General features: G+C 37.1%; 14 protein-coding genes. All 14 read right to left on the bottom strand.

All coding sequences use genetic code 11. From position 1 onward, the window contains the following. Nucleotides 1-195: 195 nt before the first annotated feature. The 14 genes from HMPREF3103_RS05230 to HMPREF3103_RS05165 all read right to left on the bottom strand — a co-directional run bounded on the left by HMPREF3103_RS05230 (nucleotide 196) and on the right by HMPREF3103_RS05165 (nucleotide 16,420). A complete protein-coding gene (locus HMPREF3103_RS05230; RefSeq protein WP_070437945.1) occupies nucleotides 196-2,235 on the bottom strand; it encodes an extracellular solute-binding protein in 2,040 nt (679 codons plus the stop codon). Continuing rightward, the gene (locus HMPREF3103_RS05225) at nucleotides 2,205-2,843 is read right to left on the bottom strand and encodes an HAD family hydrolase (RefSeq protein WP_083278742.1); all 639 of its coding nucleotides are present in this window, start codon (nucleotides 2,841-2,843) and stop codon (nucleotides 2,205-2,207) included. The genes HMPREF3103_RS05230 and HMPREF3103_RS05225 overlap by 31 nt, the downstream gene beginning before the upstream one ends. A gap of 53 nt (nucleotides 2,844-2,896) precedes the next feature. Continuing rightward, on the bottom strand, nucleotides 2,897-4,597 hold the full coding sequence (locus HMPREF3103_RS05220; RefSeq protein ID WP_070437939.1) for an ABC transporter permease: 1,701 nt from the start codon (nucleotides 4,595-4,597) through the stop codon (nucleotides 2,897-2,899). An 11-nt stretch (nucleotides 4,598-4,608) separates the two neighbouring features. Then, a complete protein-coding gene (locus HMPREF3103_RS05215; RefSeq protein ID WP_070437935.1) occupies nucleotides 4,609-5,604 on the bottom strand; it encodes an ABC transporter ATP-binding protein in 996 nt (331 codons plus the stop codon). 18 nt (nucleotides 5,605-5,622) lie between these two features. Continuing rightward, nucleotides 5,623-6,690 carry an extracellular solute-binding protein gene (locus HMPREF3103_RS05210; protein ID WP_070437932.1) on the bottom strand — a complete coding sequence of 356 codons (1,068 nt, stop codon included), beginning with the start codon at nucleotides 6,688-6,690 and terminating at the stop codon, nucleotides 5,623-5,625. A gap of 12 nt (nucleotides 6,691-6,702) precedes the next feature. Continuing rightward, a complete protein-coding gene (locus tag HMPREF3103_RS05205; protein WP_070437930.1) occupies nucleotides 6,703-7,530 on the bottom strand; it encodes a glycerophosphodiester phosphodiesterase family protein in 828 nt (275 codons plus the stop codon). A gap of 321 nt (nucleotides 7,531-7,851) precedes the next feature. Continuing rightward, nucleotides 7,852-9,579: an ABC transporter ATP-binding protein gene (locus tag HMPREF3103_RS05200; RefSeq protein ID WP_070437926.1), complete on the bottom strand. Its 1,728-nt coding sequence runs from the start codon at nucleotides 9,577-9,579 to the stop codon at nucleotides 7,852-7,854. Then, a complete protein-coding gene (locus HMPREF3103_RS05195; RefSeq protein WP_070437923.1) occupies nucleotides 9,566-11,332 on the bottom strand; it encodes an ABC transporter ATP-binding protein in 1,767 nt (588 codons plus the stop codon). Before HMPREF3103_RS05195 ends, HMPREF3103_RS05200 begins: the two co-directional genes overlap by 14 nt. Nucleotides 11,333-11,445: 113 nt before the next feature. Beyond that, nucleotides 11,446-12,783, bottom strand: coding sequence for an MFS transporter (locus HMPREF3103_RS05190; RefSeq protein ID WP_049554639.1), 1,338 nt, complete (start codon nucleotides 12,781-12,783; stop codon nucleotides 11,446-11,448). Nucleotides 12,784-12,883: 100 nt separating this feature from the next. Beyond that, nucleotides 12,884-14,320, bottom strand: a complete 1,437-nt coding sequence (gene ffh, locus HMPREF3103_RS05185; RefSeq protein WP_070437921.1) for a signal recognition particle protein — start codon at nucleotides 14,318-14,320, stop codon at nucleotides 12,884-12,886. A 17-nt stretch (nucleotides 14,321-14,337) separates the two neighbouring features. Beyond that, nucleotides 14,338-14,676, bottom strand: coding sequence for a putative DNA-binding protein (locus HMPREF3103_RS05180; RefSeq protein WP_048711172.1), 339 nt, complete (start codon nucleotides 14,674-14,676; stop codon nucleotides 14,338-14,340). A gap of 84 nt (nucleotides 14,677-14,760) precedes the next feature. Then, complete coding sequence (locus HMPREF3103_RS05175; RefSeq protein WP_070437918.1) at nucleotides 14,761-15,306, bottom strand: LOG family protein; 546 nt, start codon at nucleotides 15,304-15,306, stop codon at nucleotides 14,761-14,763. Between the two features lie 53 nt (nucleotides 15,307-15,359). After that, nucleotides 15,360-16,139, bottom strand: coding sequence for an inositol monophosphatase family protein (locus HMPREF3103_RS05170; protein WP_070437915.1), 780 nt, complete (start codon nucleotides 16,137-16,139; stop codon nucleotides 15,360-15,362). Next, on the bottom strand, nucleotides 16,139-16,420 hold the full coding sequence (locus HMPREF3103_RS05165; protein WP_070437912.1) for a UPF0223 family protein: 282 nt from the start codon (nucleotides 16,418-16,420) through the stop codon (nucleotides 16,139-16,141). The genes HMPREF3103_RS05170 and HMPREF3103_RS05165 overlap by 1 nt, the downstream gene beginning before the upstream one ends. Between the last annotated feature and the right edge of the window lie 611 nt (nucleotides 16,421-17,031).

Genomic DNA, 17,031 nt, shown 5'->3' with positions numbered 1-17,031 from the left:
ATTAATTGTCTAACTTTTTGGGGTCAGTACAGTCTTCTCAAAGGTATTTTTTTGATGCACTGTGTATCCTGCATAATACGTAACATAGATGATACACTTTTCGTTTTTAAGTAAGTTTGTATCATTTTTGATACGTATCAAAAATTGTATGATCATTGTTTTTCTGCAAAAAAAGAGATAAGAATCCTTATCTCTTCAATCGTTAAAAACTTCTTGTAATACTCTTTCGCCTAGTTCTATTTCATCCGACAAACTGAATTTTTGATTATTCCAAACTTGCCTTTTTCCTAATTGAATAGACTTCTCCAAATGTGATAACCATGGGTGCATTTCCATTAATTCTTGGTTACTTAGAACTTCCTTACTAAGAATCATTCCTCCAAGCGCTACGATTAGTTTAGAAATTTCGTCACTATACAACCATTCTAAAAATAATAGCGCTTGCTCTTTCATCTTACTTTCTTTTACAATCCCCACAGTTCCTCCACCAATCAGTGGTTGTTTTCCAGGAATACGAGCTACACCAAAATCAATATCGTTTTGCAACTGACCAGCAAGCACTGTTGAATAGTTAGAAAAGACGGTCATCATTGCTGTTTTTCCTTCAGCAAATTCCTGAACGATATCTCCCCACCATTTATCTTTGTTCTGATCACTAGTTTTTAAACTAGCCTTATATTGCTCTAAAGCCGTTTGATAAGGATTATCAACTTGATTTAACACTTGCTCACGGTATCTTGGTAAGAAATCACATGAAGCAACGAGCGGCGTTTTCATCGCAATACTATGCCCATACTCAGTTTGAGATGCCTTATTTATATTCTTAGTGAAAAATTGGCAAATCAAGTCAAATTCTTCATAACTTTGTGGTACAATTAATTCTTTTCTAAACCGCTCATAAAACTCTCGTTGAACTAATTTATTTAAAAATAAGTCCTTGCGATAATAAAGTAATTGAACGGAAACATCTAAAGGAACACCATACCATTTTTTATTTGAATACATAAATTCGTTTAGTAATTTCTCGTCAAATTGTTTAAGAAGTTTCTTACTGCCTTCTACATCCTCTAAAGGAACAAAAAGATCCTCCGCCACTTCAGGTAACACGGCCATATCCAGTCGGATTAGATCATACCTCTTTGTGAATGCACTATTTTTAATTTTCGTAACATCGTACTCTGAAGATTCCAATTCTTCTATTTCAATGCGAATATTTGTCTCATGTTCAAAAATACCTGATAAGAATTTCAACACACGAGTTGTTGGAGAACTAATCGTTAGCAATCGTATCTTCTGAGGATTTGCATATTTCGTATAAACGTTTTTAGCTCTAAACCCTTCTGGTGTCATCAGAATACGACCCATATCCCCATTTTTAATTATATCGATGACCTTTTTAGCACACAATTTATAATCCAACTCAAAAATATTTTTTTTTGCACGAATAAGTTGAAAACTATCTAGAGCAAAAATATTTTCTATTCTGCTTCTTCCTAACCAAGACTGAATTTCTTGAATGTTTCTAAGAATCTCTCTATCAATTGCAAAAATAGCGCTGAACTCGTCAAGCCTCTCATATTGTTCAAACAATCGAATTAAATCTTGCCTATTCTCCATTGAAAATCTCTCAATTGAAATATGTTCAGAAATCTCATTCAAAATATCTTCAGATAATGATTTCCCATTCTCGAATTTATAATCGATTAACAGTAATTTTTGATTACCTTTATTCAATCGTTTTATTAACTCTTTTGCTAAAAGACTATAATCAAATGAGATAACACCATATTTATTCGGATCCTCCAAAACATCAACAAAATGTATTTTCGTATCCTGTTGAAATATTGTTAACACATTGTCTTTTGGAACATACCCAACAAATACTGCAACTGAAGGTTTTAATAAACTTTCCTTTTCTACAATACTTCGTAAATTTTTTTCTTTAAAATAGAAAACCTCAATCTCAATACTCTCTTTTTCAGCCTGTTGTAATATACTTTCGTAGAACACAGAATAATGTTCTTTTAAAACAAAGGGAATAAAAACAACTACTTTATTCGAGAAGCCCTTTCTCAACAGTTGAGCCTGAGGATTAATCGTATAACCTAATTCTTTTGCAGCCTTTAGGACTTTAGAAATCTTTTCTGAACTGACATTACCTCTCTGGTTTAAAACATTAGAGGCGGTTCCGTGAGAAACACCTGCTAATTTAGCAATGTCCTTAATTGTCGCCAATTCATTTCCTCCCTTAACTTATCTAAGTAAGTTAATAATTCACGTTCATTTTCTACAACAAATCCATTAATCCCGCAACACGCTGCTCCCCAAATATTTTCTGACAAATCATCAAAAAACATCGTATCGTGAGGATCTAAATTGTATCGTTCAAGAAGGATGTTATAAATTTTTTCATTGGGCTTCAAGACTTTTTCTTCGCAAGAAAGTACGATTCCTTTAGCAATAGAAGCCGCTGGAAGATATCCTTCTTTTACCAAATCATAAAAAGTATAAGCTGTATTTGATAAAATGTAAATATTGTAGCCATTTTTTGAAAGTTCAATAATTCTATCTTGAACCTTTGTATAAACATCCACGTATTTATACCAGTATCTTGAAAGTTGAGTTATTTCATTTCGATACTCTTCCCCTATTTTAGCTGTGACTATCTCAATCATTTCTTCCCTAGTCTTCACACCTTCATCAGTTTGAACCCACAAACCAGTTTCAAAAACCTCTTTTCTTAACAAGTTATGTAATTTTCTATCATCTGTAATAGCTTGTAAAATCTTCTCACTATTCCATTCAATGAGGACGTTTCCCATATCAAACACTAAATTTTTCAAAATATCTCCTCCAATAAAAAAGGCAATGACTTATATTCATTGCCTTTTAAATGTTATTTCTTTTTCTTTGATTTCTTAGAGTTTCTTCCTCTTGTTAAGTACAATGCTGCTGTTGAAATAATCATAAGCACTACAGTATATACAAATGTCATTGCTTGAGCATTTGTAGTTGCTGTTTCATCACTAGCTTCCTTAATAACAATACCTAAAGGTTTAAATAAAGGATGATATAAGAATACGGATAAATCAAAGTCTGATAGTAAGCTGTTAAAGTTCAATACTGCCACAGACAATACAGTTGGCAAGATAAATGGAATGATAACTTTAATCATCGTTTTGAAAGTTGAAGCTCCCATACTACGAGATGCTTCTTCTAATTCATCATCAATACTGAAGAATACAGCTCTCACCATTCTGTATGAGAATGGTAATTTAACAACAATAAAAGCAATTAGTAACATTACAACAGTACCAATTAATACCCAGTTTAAGATAATCCATCTTGGTTGGTTGTATGTGAATAAAAATCCTAAAGCAATCAATGTTGATGGTAAAATCCATGGTACTAATGCACCGTATTCAAAAAGGAAATCAAATTTCCATGTGCTACGACGTACGATTCTTGCAATCACAATTGCTAAAATCGTTACTAACACTGCAGCCAATCCTGCATACACCAAACTGATTAAGTAAGGAGAAAATGCAGAAGCACTTGTAAAGAGTTGTTGGTAATTTTCTAGCGTAAAGTTCGTAAATGAAATTTCACCCTGTTTTATCGCTAATGGTTTTGTAAATGAATACAAAATAATAAATACAATTGGCATCACATAGATGAAGAATAAAACATAAGCGACAATATGCGCAATCACATTACCAATTGGTGATTGAATCTTTTGTTTTTTAATTTTTGCTTTTGTTTTTGAGATTGACATATAACGACCACCACGTTCAACACGATTCATGATAGTCAATAAGATAATTGTCGCTAATCCCAATAACATAGCTAAAAATGCAGCTAAATCTTTTGAGGATTGTGATTTAGCAAATGTAATAATCATTGGGTTAATGGTTTGGAAATCAGTTCCCCCAACAATTAATGGTGCAGAAACTGCAGCTAACCCTGTTAAAAATGTTAAGATTGTTAACGCAAAAATGGTTGGTAGCAATGTAGGTAAAACAATCTTAAACAACACATTTGCTGGACTTGCCCCCATATTTCTTGCAGCTTCAATCGTATGATAGTCAACCGACCTCACTGCGTTTCGTAAGAACATCATATGGTTGGATGTACATGCGAAAGTCATAATAAATAATACAGCACCAAACCCGGTAAACCAGTTACTATCTAAACTTGGGAAAATTTGAGTTAAGAATTTAGTAATCACACCATTGCTTCCATAAACAAATTTATATCCAGTAACTAATACTACCCCACCATAAACTAGTGACGTCATATATCCAAGTTTTAATACTTTACTACCTTTAATTTCCCAGTACTCTGTAAATAAAACTACTAAAGTACCGACAACATTAACGGTAATTACTAATGCTACCGCTAAAATAAAACTATTTTGAATGGATTGCATTGCACGTTGAGAAGAAAAAATCTTCTGAACAGCAGTGAATGAAAATTGCCCATTTTTGTAGAAAATTTCTTTTAGTAGATTTAAGTTTGGGTAAATGACTAATGCAATTAATATCCAGCCCACAATGAGTCTTAAAATCCATTGACTTAGGCTATTTCTTTTGGCCATTAATCTCACCCCTAGTACTGTAGAATATCATTAGGATGAATAAATAATGTTAATTCTTGTCCTAACTCAAAAATTTCTAGATAATCATTCTTCTGAATCACACGTAGGATTTGTCCACTTTCAGCTTTAACGGTGTATTGAACTAATACCCCTTTAAACTCTGTATCAACCACCGTTCCTTTAATTGTGTAATCTTCTTCAGAAGTCGATTTGAATTTAATTCTTTCAAGTCGAATGTATCCAACTTTTTCTTCTTCCTTACCAGTCAATTCTTTCATTGTCTCTTCAGTAAGTTTATTAATATCTCCAATGAAATCACAAACAAACTCAGTCGCAGATTGGTTATAAATTTCTTGTGGAGTACCCACTTGTTCGATAAACCCATTATTGAATACAGCAATTCTATCTGAAAGCGTCAATGCTTCTTCTTGGTCATGGGTTACGTACAATGTAGTAATTCCTAAATCTCTTTGCAATCTCTTTAATTCAAGACGTAAATCAATTCGAAGTTTAGCATCTAAGTTAGATAAAGGTTCATCTAAGCAAAGAATTTTTGGTTCTAATACTAATGCACGAGCAAGAGCCACACGTTGTTGTTGTCCCCCACTTAATTCAGATACATTTCGTTGTAATTGTTTATCTGAAATTTTAATCTTTTGAGCAATTTCATTTACTTTTGCATCAATCTCAGATTTTGGCATTTTTTTGATTTTTAACCCATATGCGATGTTGTCATATACAGTCATAGTTGGGAATAAAGCATAACTTTGGAATACAATACCAATCTCTCTTTTTTCAGGAGCTAGACGAGTTATATCTTTCTCGTCTACGAAAATATTTCCTTTGGAAGGATCAATAAAACCAACTAGTGTTCTTAAAGTTGTAGATTTACCACAACCTGAGGGCCCCAAGAATGTAAAAAATTCGCCCTCTTTAATTTCTAAATTCAAATCATCTACGGCGACAAAGTCACCGTAGCTAATTTGAACATTCTCAAATTTAATCATGTTCAATTCCTCATCATTCTATTTTAAAAATTCAAGTTCAACTTTTTCAACCCATGAGCTGATATTTTTTGAAATGAATTCCCAATCTAATTTTTGAGATTTTACTTTACTCATAAAGTCTTTAACATCATCATTTGCTTGTTCAAGAGCTTTTTTATTTGCTGGAATAGAAGAGAATTTCTTAGACCATTCAGCTTGAACTTCTGCACTACCAAACCAATTAATGAATTTTTGTACTGTTTCTTTCTTCTTAGAAGTGTTTAAAATACCAATTTGTTCAGTTACAAACGGTTCACCAACTTCTGGATACATAACATTGAAGTTATATTTACGTTCGTTTTTATTTTGTAAATAACCAGAACCCCACATCATGTTATATTCAATACCATCTTTTTTATCGATAATCATACCAATATAGTCTGTTTCACTTGCTACGACTTTAGCGTTTTGAGCGTACCCCTTGATAACGTCCCAGCCTTCTTTAGAAACTCCTAACTCGCCGCTGTCATCGCGGTAGCGAGAAGCAATACTTCCTAAGATAACTTTTGAAGTACCTCCACTTAATTTGAAGATATTATATTTACCTTTGTATTCAGGTTTAGCTAAGTCAGTCCAATCTTTTGGCATTGTTGAAGATTCATTACCAATCAATACTAAAGGTTGCACCACTAATGGATAGAATAATCCGTCTGCATCTCCAAGAGATAAGTCTACTTCGCCTTTCCAACTTGGTTCATATTTTTCCAATAAGTTTTCATCTTTCAAACGGTTAAATTCCATATTATTTAAACCAAAAATCATATCCGCAATCGCATTATTTTTTTCTGCGATAACACGGTCTGCTAACTCACCACCGTTGATACTTACAAATTCAATATTAAAGCCATTTTCAGCAGCTTTTTCTTTCAACCAGTCTCCACGACCGTTTGATACTGAGTTTGAGTAAATAACGATTTTTTCATCTGAAGATCCTGATGATCCAGAAGATGCTTGCGTACTTTCAGATGAAGAAGATGTGCTAGGCGCACATGCCGCACCAAGTATCGCAACTGATAATAAAGCTAATTTTTTCAATGTTTTGTTCATAAAGATTCTCCTTTATTTTTGTATATTTTTAATATATGAACTTAATAAATATGGCCAATCGGTTTGAATAATATCAAATCCCATTTCCAATAATTTGCCAAAGCTACCATCTAAATCTCCTGAAACTGCTCTATGGTCATCACAGTCTCCACATAACTTAGACACTTTATTTAATGTCAAAGTATTGGCCCAGAGTAGCAATCCTTTTTGATGAAGTTCATCCATAAAATCAGGATTTACCGTTTCAGCATCTAGAGTTTTAAAGATTAACTCAACAGCAACTGTATTGATGTTGGCATATTGCTCAACCAACCGATACTCTTCTTGAGTCTTGACGATTGGCATAAAAGCGATTTCAAATTTAGCCGCATTTAAAACTTCTAGAATTTCTGCTTTAGCTGGAGCTTTTAAAATACAACAACTTGTATCTGGACGTTTTTTTAAATAATCAAGGAACGTATCCCAGTAAAACCAGCTACGATCTAAGTTGATAAAGCAATCCTTTTCTGCTAAATAATCTAAGATAACATCGACTCTCTCAACATGACCTTCAAGTGGTTTATCGAATTCATTCGTCACTACAAGATGATCGATTTCATCAGAGTTTAATTCTCTAATATCTACTTCCTTTCCAAAAATATACTTTTCGACCCCGTCATGTAGTCCATAAAAAATACCATCTTTTGAACGAACGATATCGAGTTCGACAATATCAGCGCCATGTAATAATGCGTTATTAAAGGCTAGTCGAGTATTCTGAATTACAGAAGCTCCACAAGTTCCTCTATGAGCGCACACTAGTACATGCTCTTTTCTTGCTTCTTGTAATGGATTAGTCATAATCATCCTCCTCTACTTTGATAGTGTACAATTAATTTTGGAACGTGTCAATATGAAACGCTATCATTTTTCGCCGCTTTTTTCACACCATTATATTCTTCTTAAAATTTTATAGTTATTACATGTGTATCCCGCATGATACGTATCACAGATGATACAACTTTAATTCAAAAACTCCTTTTGTATCAATTTTGATACAAATCATTTTTGATACAACTGAACTTTTCTAACTTAAGATGTAATAATTATGTTACGTAACAAAAATGTTACACTTGCAAAAAAAGACATAGCGACTTTTCGCTATGTCTTTTCTAACGATTGTTATTCTTGCATCATCCCAGCTTGGAGTTGGTACATTTTATAATAGAGTCCTTCTTTTTCTAAGAGTTCCGTATGCGTTCCGCTTTCTACGATTTCACCTTTATCGAGTACAAAGATTTGGTTTGCATCTTGAATCGTCGATAATCGGTGCGCAATCGCTAAAGTGGTTCGACCGTTTCTCATCTTCTTAAGAGATGTTTGAATCACTTCTTCGGTTTGCGAATCGATATTAGCAGTCGCTTCATCCAGAATCAGGATTTTCGGATTGGCTGCAATCGTTCTAGCAAAGGCGATTAATTGGCGCTCACCACTAGAGAATGTTGAGCCCTTTTCAGAAACTTTATGGTCATATCCTTGTGGAAGTTGTTCGATAAAATGATGAGCATCAACAAATTCGCTCGCCTGCTTCACGTCTTCGTCTGTGATGTCTTGGTACATGCGAATATTAGAAGCAACCGTTCCATGGAATAAGAATGGATCTTGAAGTACGAGTCCGATTTTATCGCGAAGGACTTCTTTTGAATACTGTTGAATTGGAAGTTCGTCAATCAAGATTTCCCCTTCTTTAAAATCATAAAATCGTAAGAAGAGATTCATAATAGAGGATTTCCCTGAACCCGTCGAACCGACAAAGGCAACGGTCTCTCCTGGATTCACGACAAAGTTAATATTCTTTAATACATTTCGTTTCCCATCATAAGAGAAAGTGACGTTTCTAAATTCAATCTTCCCGTCTTTAATCTGCGTAACCTTCCCAAGTTGTTCAGGTTCATAATCAGTATTATCGATGATTTCAAAGACACGCGTTGCTGCAATCATCGATGTTTGAATAATCGAGAAGTTTTGTGTCACATCAATTAACGGATTAAATAACTGATTCGAGAATTGAATAAAGGCGTACATCACCCCTGCTGTTACTCCAGCTACTTCCCAAGTAAGGCCAAAGTATAAAATAATGACCGCATAGGCAACAAGCTTCAAAAGTGACATCGCTGGGCGAAGGAACAGACTGTTCACGTTAATCGAACGATTCGAGAATTGCACATGTTCCTCGTTAATCTGTTCGAATTCTTTTCTTAAACGATCTTCTTGGTTGAAGGCCTGAATCATCTTCATCCCGTCAATACTTTCTGCAAGCTTCACGTTAATCTCACTGAGCTTCTCACGCGTCTTACGAATTACGCTGTGAGATAAATGGTTATAAATTTTAACGGATGCAAACATCACCGGAATAAACAGAACCATTAAAATCGTAAGGCCAACATTCATACTAAACATCGCAGACAGTGTTGCCACGACAATAAATAAAGTACTTAGAGATGTCGAAAAAATCGAACTAAACATATCGCTAACTGCCTGTGTATCGTTGGTTAAACGAGAGACAATCGCTCCAGCTGGAGTTGTATCAAAATACGTCATATTGAGTTTTTGCATGTTAGTAAAGGCCTCCTGACGTAAATCGCGAACAACACTATTGGATACATAACTAAAAGCATAGGTTCCGATATAAGTGAGTAGAACACGTAACAAGAATAATGAGTAGTAAACCATCAGGAGCCAGTACCCTTCATTCCATACGCCATTATCAATATACGTATCGATATAATAACGAGCCATCAGCGGAATTACCGTTGCGGTCACACTGGATAAGAGGATAAATAAAATCGCAATCGCACTCGACTTCTTATAACGCCATAAGTAGGAGATGAGTCGATTAAAGGTCTTCATGTTCAACTGCGTCTCCCCCTTCCTCAAGTGTCGCTTCAAGCTGTTGACGGTCGTAAGTTTTGGCATACCATCCACCAAGCGCCATTAATTCTTCATGCGTTCCTTTTTCAACAATACGTCCATCTTGGAGCACGATAATCAGGTCCGCATGCACAATCGCTGATAGACGATGCGCTGTAATCATTGTTGTTTTGTCGCTGCGTTCACGTTTCAAGTTCTCTAAAATTAAATGCTCTGTCTTCGCATCAACTGCCGATAACGAATCATCTAACATTAGAATTTCCGGATTCACTACAAGAGCGCGTGCCATCGATAGACGTTGTTTTTGACCGCCTGATAAAAGGACACCCTTCTCCCCGATTAACGTATCGAATCCTTCAGGCATCGCCATAATATCGTCATACAGTCCGCAGATTTTAGTAGCTTCGATCACGGCTTCGTCAGAAAGCGTTGGATTTCCAAAACGAATATTGTCTTTAATCGACATCGCAAATAAAATCTGTTCTTGTGGCACATATCCCATAAGTGCACGCAAGTCCTTCATGCGATAGTCTTGAATCGAGTGTCCATTCATTAAAATCTCTTCTTTTCCGGCATCATATTGACGAAGGAATAATTTTAAGAGAGTTGATTTTCCTGAACCTGTTGGGCCTACAATCCCAAGCGTTTGCCCTTGACGGAGGTGAAATGTTACGTCTTCTAATGTTGGCACATCTTCATATCGGAAGTTGTGAATATCGACATTAATCTCACGCGCTTCTTTAACCCCAAGTGCGTTTGGAGCTTCTTCAATTTCACTTGTCTCTTCCAATAATGTTTCAATACGACGATACGAGATGCTTGCACGTTGACCGATATTTAGGAGCCAACCAATGGCTTGAAGCGGCCATACAAGCATATCTAGATATGTCATGAAGGTAATCATTTCTCCTACCGTAAATTCCCCCTGTTGGATTAAATACCCACCATACCCCAGGCTAATTAAGTAGCTAAGTCCCACGAAAATCAAAACGATTGGATCGAATAGATTATTAAATTTCGCAGCATGATTATTCTTCTTCCATGCATCTTGGTTCGTTTGCCAAAATGACGCCGTTTCTTTTTCTCCATATCCAAAAGATTTGGTAACTTTAATCCCAGAAACACTCTCGTTTACATGGTTATTCAGCAGTGAGAAAGCTTCTTGCGATTCTTTGAAACTTTGATGTTCCGCACGAACTACAATATTTGTCGCAATCGCCAGTAGCGGCAATGGAATAATCGCAACGAGCGTCACACGCCAATCGAGCACAAAGAACATCGTCGCTAGCGTCACTAGCGCTGTAATCGAAGCATCGACAGCCGACATGACACCTCCACCAGCAGTCATGACAACAGCACACACGTCATTGGTGGCATGAGCCATTAAATCTCCAGAACGGTACTTTTGATAGAAACTTGGAGACATCTTTGTGAAGTGATCGTATAGACGATTGCGAAGTCTCTGTCCTAGCGAGTTTGCAGTCCCGAAGATGAATAGTCTCCATACAAAACGAAGGCCATACATGGCTACTGCTGAAAGGAGTAACAGCAATAAGTTCCATAGTAAAGACGATGTTGTTAAGGTCTTCAGGTCAATGGCATCGACAACTTCCCCAATCACTCTTGGTGGAATCAGATTCAGTACACTAACAAGAGATAATGCAAGAATCCCGATAGCATATCGTTTCCACTCTAATTTAAAAAACCACGATAATTTCTTTAGTAAATACATTTTGCTCTCCTTTCACACGTCTATCTATTGTACTATAGTCCTCTTTTCATTTCATATGATAAGTACTAAAAAAGGCAACCCTTCTCCCAGTAGAAAAGGATTGCCTCACTATTTTAATTTTTCTTTTGCGTTTGCGGATAAATCCACAAGAAAACAACAAGGGCGATCACCGCAAGTGTCGTTACAAAGATGACACTGATTTGTCCTGCTGTTACTAAGTTTGAATCAAAAGAGCTGAAAATACGTGCGATAACAGCTGTTGAAATCGCACCAGTGAACTGTTGCAATGTATTCACAATACTATTCCCATCTGCTTGAATCTCTGAATTTAATTGCGCTAACGAATAGGTCACATTGCTTCCCATTACAAATCCAATCCCTGTCATAAAGATTACGTTTAGCGCTAAGAGTGGATAAATCGTTAACCCTGGGAAGAAGACGCTGATGGCTACTCCCCCAACAACCGCAAATACTAATCCCGTTAAGATTGGTTTTAGCGGGCCTGATTTATCATACCAACGACCCGACACAACAGATAATACCGCAACCATCGCAGCCCCAGGGAACATGAAGAGCCCAGCCACTGTGGCTGTTTCTCCCCACGCTAATTGAATAAAGTTTGGATAAATAAACGATAAACCTAAGACGACTGCTTGGAAGGCTAACACGATATAAAGTGTCGCATTAAAGCGAACAAGCTTGAATGGTTTAAACGATAAGAGTGGATTCACTTGGTTAAAGTAAAAGAATGCCGCAAAAGCCACAACTACTACTCCAAGGTAGATGACGGATAAATGTTCAATCGCCATCAGTAAGCTTGCGAGTCCAATCCCTAACGTTACAAACGCCATAAAGTTGAACGGTTGTTTCTTCGGCGACTCTTCCGCTTGAATCGCCCAAAGTCCCATCACTAATGAGAAAATAAGGAATGGAATCAATGCGTAGAAAATCGCACGCCATCCAAACATACTTGAGACGACACCACCAAATGTTGGTCCGATTGGTGGCGCGAGAGCGGTCGTCATTCCTCCAATTCCAATCACTGTTCCATGTTGGTGCAAAGGTACTTTTGTCAATACGATATGGAACATTAGTGGAAGTGCAATTCCTGTTCCAATCCCCTGCATAAAGCGTCCGAGTAATAAAATCGCTAAGTTTGGTGAAATACAGTCAATTAAGACCCCACCGATAAATAAAAGGTTCGCCGCCAAGAAGAGTTGGCGAATTGTGTAGTTTCGTGTTAAATACGCCGTAATAGGCACGACAATGGCAATCGCCAGTAAGTATCCTGTTGTTACCCATTGAATCCCTGAAGAATCTGTATTGAATTCTGTCATCAATGTTGGGAAGGTAACGTTCATTGCGGTTTCAATCAGCACACCACAAAAGCTCATAATCGCCGTTGCGACTACCGCTGGAATGACATGCCATGTTTTCGTTTGATTTCCCATTGAGTTCTCCTTTCTTTGCGTTATCTTCACCATAATAAAAACCGCAACCTTACGTGTTTAGTAAGATGTTGCGGTTTTTATTATTTTATAACGCTGTTTCCTAACGTTTTTTCTTTAATTTTTTCAATTTATTTTGTTTTTGACGGCGTGCGTATTGTTGCATACCGATTTGAGCAAGTTTATTCGTACGTCCGCCCATGCCCATTTGGTTCATCATGCCTTCTAGGCCTTTCATATTACCATTGGACATTTGGTTCATCATCTTCTTAGACTCGTTGAACTGTTTAATTAAACGGTTCACTTCTGCTAATGGACGAGCTGAACCTGCCGCAATCCGTTTTCGACGAGCTTGTGATAAGATATCTGGATTTTCACGCTCTTGTGGAGTCATCGATAAGACGATAGCTTTCATACGAGCTGTATCTTTTGGATCCACTTTTAAGTCGTTTAGACCAGCCATTTTATTTAACCCTGGAATCATCTTCAAGATGTCTTCAAGTGGTCCCATCTTATTCACTTGGTCTAATTGGTCGATAAAGTCATTAAAGTCAAAGGTATTTGCTTTAATTTTATCAGCCATTTCTTGCGCTTTTGCTTCATCGAAGTCTTGTTGCGCCTTCTCGATAAGGGTCATCATATCCCCCATACCAAGAATACGAGAAGCCATACGTTCTGGGTAGAAGATTTCGAAGTCTTCTAATTTTTCCCCACGACCTGTAAATTTAATTGGTTTTCCTGTAACAGAACGGATAGATAGAGCCGCACCACCACGAGTGTCCCCATCAAGTTTTGTAAGGATAACCCCTGTAATATCCAGACGTTCGTTAAATGTTTGAGCAACGTTTACGGCATCTTGCCCTGTCATTGAGTCGACAACGAGTAAGATTTCACTTGGATTTGAAACTGCCTTGATGTTTTGTAATTCTTCCATCAAGGTTTCGTCAATATGCAAACGACCGGCCGTATCGATAATCACTAAATCGCGACCATCAATTTTCGCTTTTTCAATCGCTTGTTTGGCGATTTCCACTGGGCTGACTTGATTTCCAAGTGAGAATACTGGGAAGTTTAATTGTTTTCCTAATGTTTGTAATTGGTCAATCGCGGCTGGACGATACACGTCGGCAGCAACGAGTAATGGGCGTTTCTTTTCATGTTTCGCCATGAAAGAAGCGAGTTTACCAGCAGTCGTTGTTTTACCGGCCCCTTGAAGACCGACCATCATTACTACCGTTGGCGGTTTCGCTTCAAAACGGAACGGCGCTTGTTCGCCCCCCATTAATTCTGTTAATTCTTCGTTAACGATTTTAACGACTTGTTGTGCTGGTGATAATGCTTCAAGCACATTGGCACCTAATGCACGTTCGTTGACTTTACGCACGAAGTCTTTTACAACTTTGAAGTTAACGTCGGCTTCTAAAAGCGCAAGACGCACTTCACGCATCATTTGTTTTAAGTCAGCTTCCGTAATTTTTCCTTTTCGTGAAACGGAAGTCATCGCATTTTGCAGACGATCTGATAATCCTTCGAATGCCATAATTTCACTCCTTGAGTTTATTTATTCATCTCTTGTAATTTTGAAACGATTGAAGCAAGCTGTGTTGCCTCAGGATAGTTCTTTTGAATTTCTTTTTCTAATTCATCATAGTGCTCTTGGCGTTTATAGAAATCAGCGACCAGATGTAATTTCTCTTCGTAGTTTTCTAATAACTTTGCCGAGCGGCGGATATTATCATATACTGCTTGACGGCTCACGTCAAATTCTTCGGCGATTTCACCAAGCGAATAATCATCCCCATAATAGAGCTCCATATATTCGAGTTGTTTATCGGTTAAAAGGCTGCCATAGAACTCTACAAGCAAGTTCATTTGCGTTGTTTTTTCTAATTCCATTCGTTGCCCTCCCTTAAACTCATATCCTTTATTATAGCAAAGTTCAAACCTTTTCGCTATTAAAAATAAGCGCTAGAATCACTTCTAACGCTTTTTATGAGCTTCAATCAACTCTTCGATTTCAGCCAAAGTTTTCGCAAAATGAATTTGGCTTCTGTCTTCTTTGCTTAGTAAGTTCGCCTCCATCATTTTATCGAAAAAGGCTTCTAAATGATCATAATAGCCTTCCATATTATAGAAGATACATATACCATCCGTTTGTCCTACACGTACCCAAGAAACGACCTCAGAGATTTCTTCAAGGGTACCAGGACCACCAGGAAGCGCAATATACACTTCACTGAGTGCAATCATCTGATTTTTACGCTGCGACATCGTATCGACAATATGAAGTTTCGTGATATCTTGTTTCGCAATTTCACGGTCTACAAAGAACTGCGGCATCACGCCAATCACTTTGCCGCCTTCCTTCATTACGGCGTTCGCTATTACTCCCATGAGTCCAGTATTTCCACCACCGTAGACAAGCGTGTGGTTGTGTTTTGCCATCCACTTTCCTAGTTCTTCTGTTTTCTTATCAAATGCAGGGCAATTACTTTGGCTTGCCGCACAATAAACTGCAATATTCATACGTTCTCCTTTAAAACAAAGAGGCGTAATCTCTTACGCCCCTCCACTCATTTTTATTTAAATGCTGCGATAATTTCGTCAGCAATATTTTTAGAACAGATAACACCTGTTGTCTTTTTGTTAGGAACTAAGAAGTCTACTTCTTTTCCGTCAACTGTACTGTAGTGTAATCCTAGTTCTTTAGCGATAACCATTCCAGGTGCGATATCCCATGGAGCAAGTAATGTAGAAACATACGCTACAGATTTTCCTAAGATTACTTGGATATGCTCAATCGAAGAAGCTCCGTAAGTACGAGTAACCATTGCTTTACGGATCATTTCTGCTTCTTTATCGTTAGCTTCTAATAACATGAATCCATTCACGTTAATTGAGCTGTCGCCAATGCTGTGGATTTCAGGAGTTGAAATACGACGGCCATTGCAGTATGCACCATAATCTTTAATACCGTATACGAAGCGGTCACGCATTACATCGTAAATGTAGCCTAATAGACCAACGCCATCTTTATATAAAGCAATCATAATCCCAAAGTCTTCTTGACGTTTCACGAAGTTCAATGTGCCATCGATTGGGTCGATTAACCAAACGTAACCGTCCATTGAAGTTAATTCGTCACCGAAACCTTCTTCTCCCATGATTTTGTGTGTTGGGAATTGTTCGCGAATTTTTGCGATAAAGAATTGTTCGATTTCTTTATCCACGTTTGTTACTAAGTCATTACGGCTTGTTTTTGTATCTACTTTTAATGGTTCACCAAAGCTGTGACGGATTTTTTGTCCAGCCTCCATAATCCAGTCATTTACTAATAGGTGTGTTGCTAATAAATCCATTATTTTTCCAATCCTTCCATACGAATAATTTTTGCTGCGTTTTTACTTGCTTGGACAACACGATAAAGGCTATATCCACTTACTTCCTCGAATTCACGGCCAAGTCTCTTCTCTTCACCGATACTACGGACTACCGTTTTAAATTCTTGGTAGGCTTTTTTGAATGCCTCGACTTGGATCCCTTTTTCGTAAGCCTCTTCGACCGCATTCCAAAGTTTGATGACTTTACTCATCTCTTCATGCGACCATTCCAAATCAATTGGATAACTATAATTGGCCATTTCGCCACCTCACAATCATACCTATTTAGTATACACTTTTTCTGCAAGAGTTTCCATTTATGCATAAAAAAACTTTTTAATAAAGAAGATGATTCCTGAGAATCCTTGCGGATTTTTTCATTGTCGTTGTAATGGGGCACCACCTCTTGCCTTACGTCTTTCGCCTTTAAAGCCTCAAAGCAGGAGTAAGAAAAACATTTCTAACTCCTGCTAATTCGCATTTAATGCACTTTCCCATTATTACGACAACGAATCCGCCAGATTCTCAGTCATCATCTTCTTGGTGCTTTATATGGTTTAATCCTACTCTTACAGAATTTACTAAATAGGTTGATTCCTCGAAAATTTGAGACAATAACTCAAATTTTAAAACTGCTTTTCAGTTTAATTTGTTAATAGCACGCCCTTCAAACTTACTAACTCAAGCAGCGCAGGTTCCTTCTCTTGTGCACAAATCCCAAAAGATAATCATTCAATTATGGATTACGTCGTATCCACGGATTCTATATTAGCAATAACGGGAATAGCATTAAAACGAGGGAGAAAGACAGAAATGCCATAGATACATTGTATCTATGGCATTTCGTTTTCTTTCCCCCACAAAGTTGAAT

This window comes from Granulicatella sp. HMSC30F09, assembly GCF_001806915.1.
Lineage (GTDB): Bacteria > Bacillota > Bacilli > Lactobacillales > Aerococcaceae > Granulicatella > Granulicatella adiacens.
This window is presented reverse-complemented; position numbering and strand designations above follow the sequence as displayed.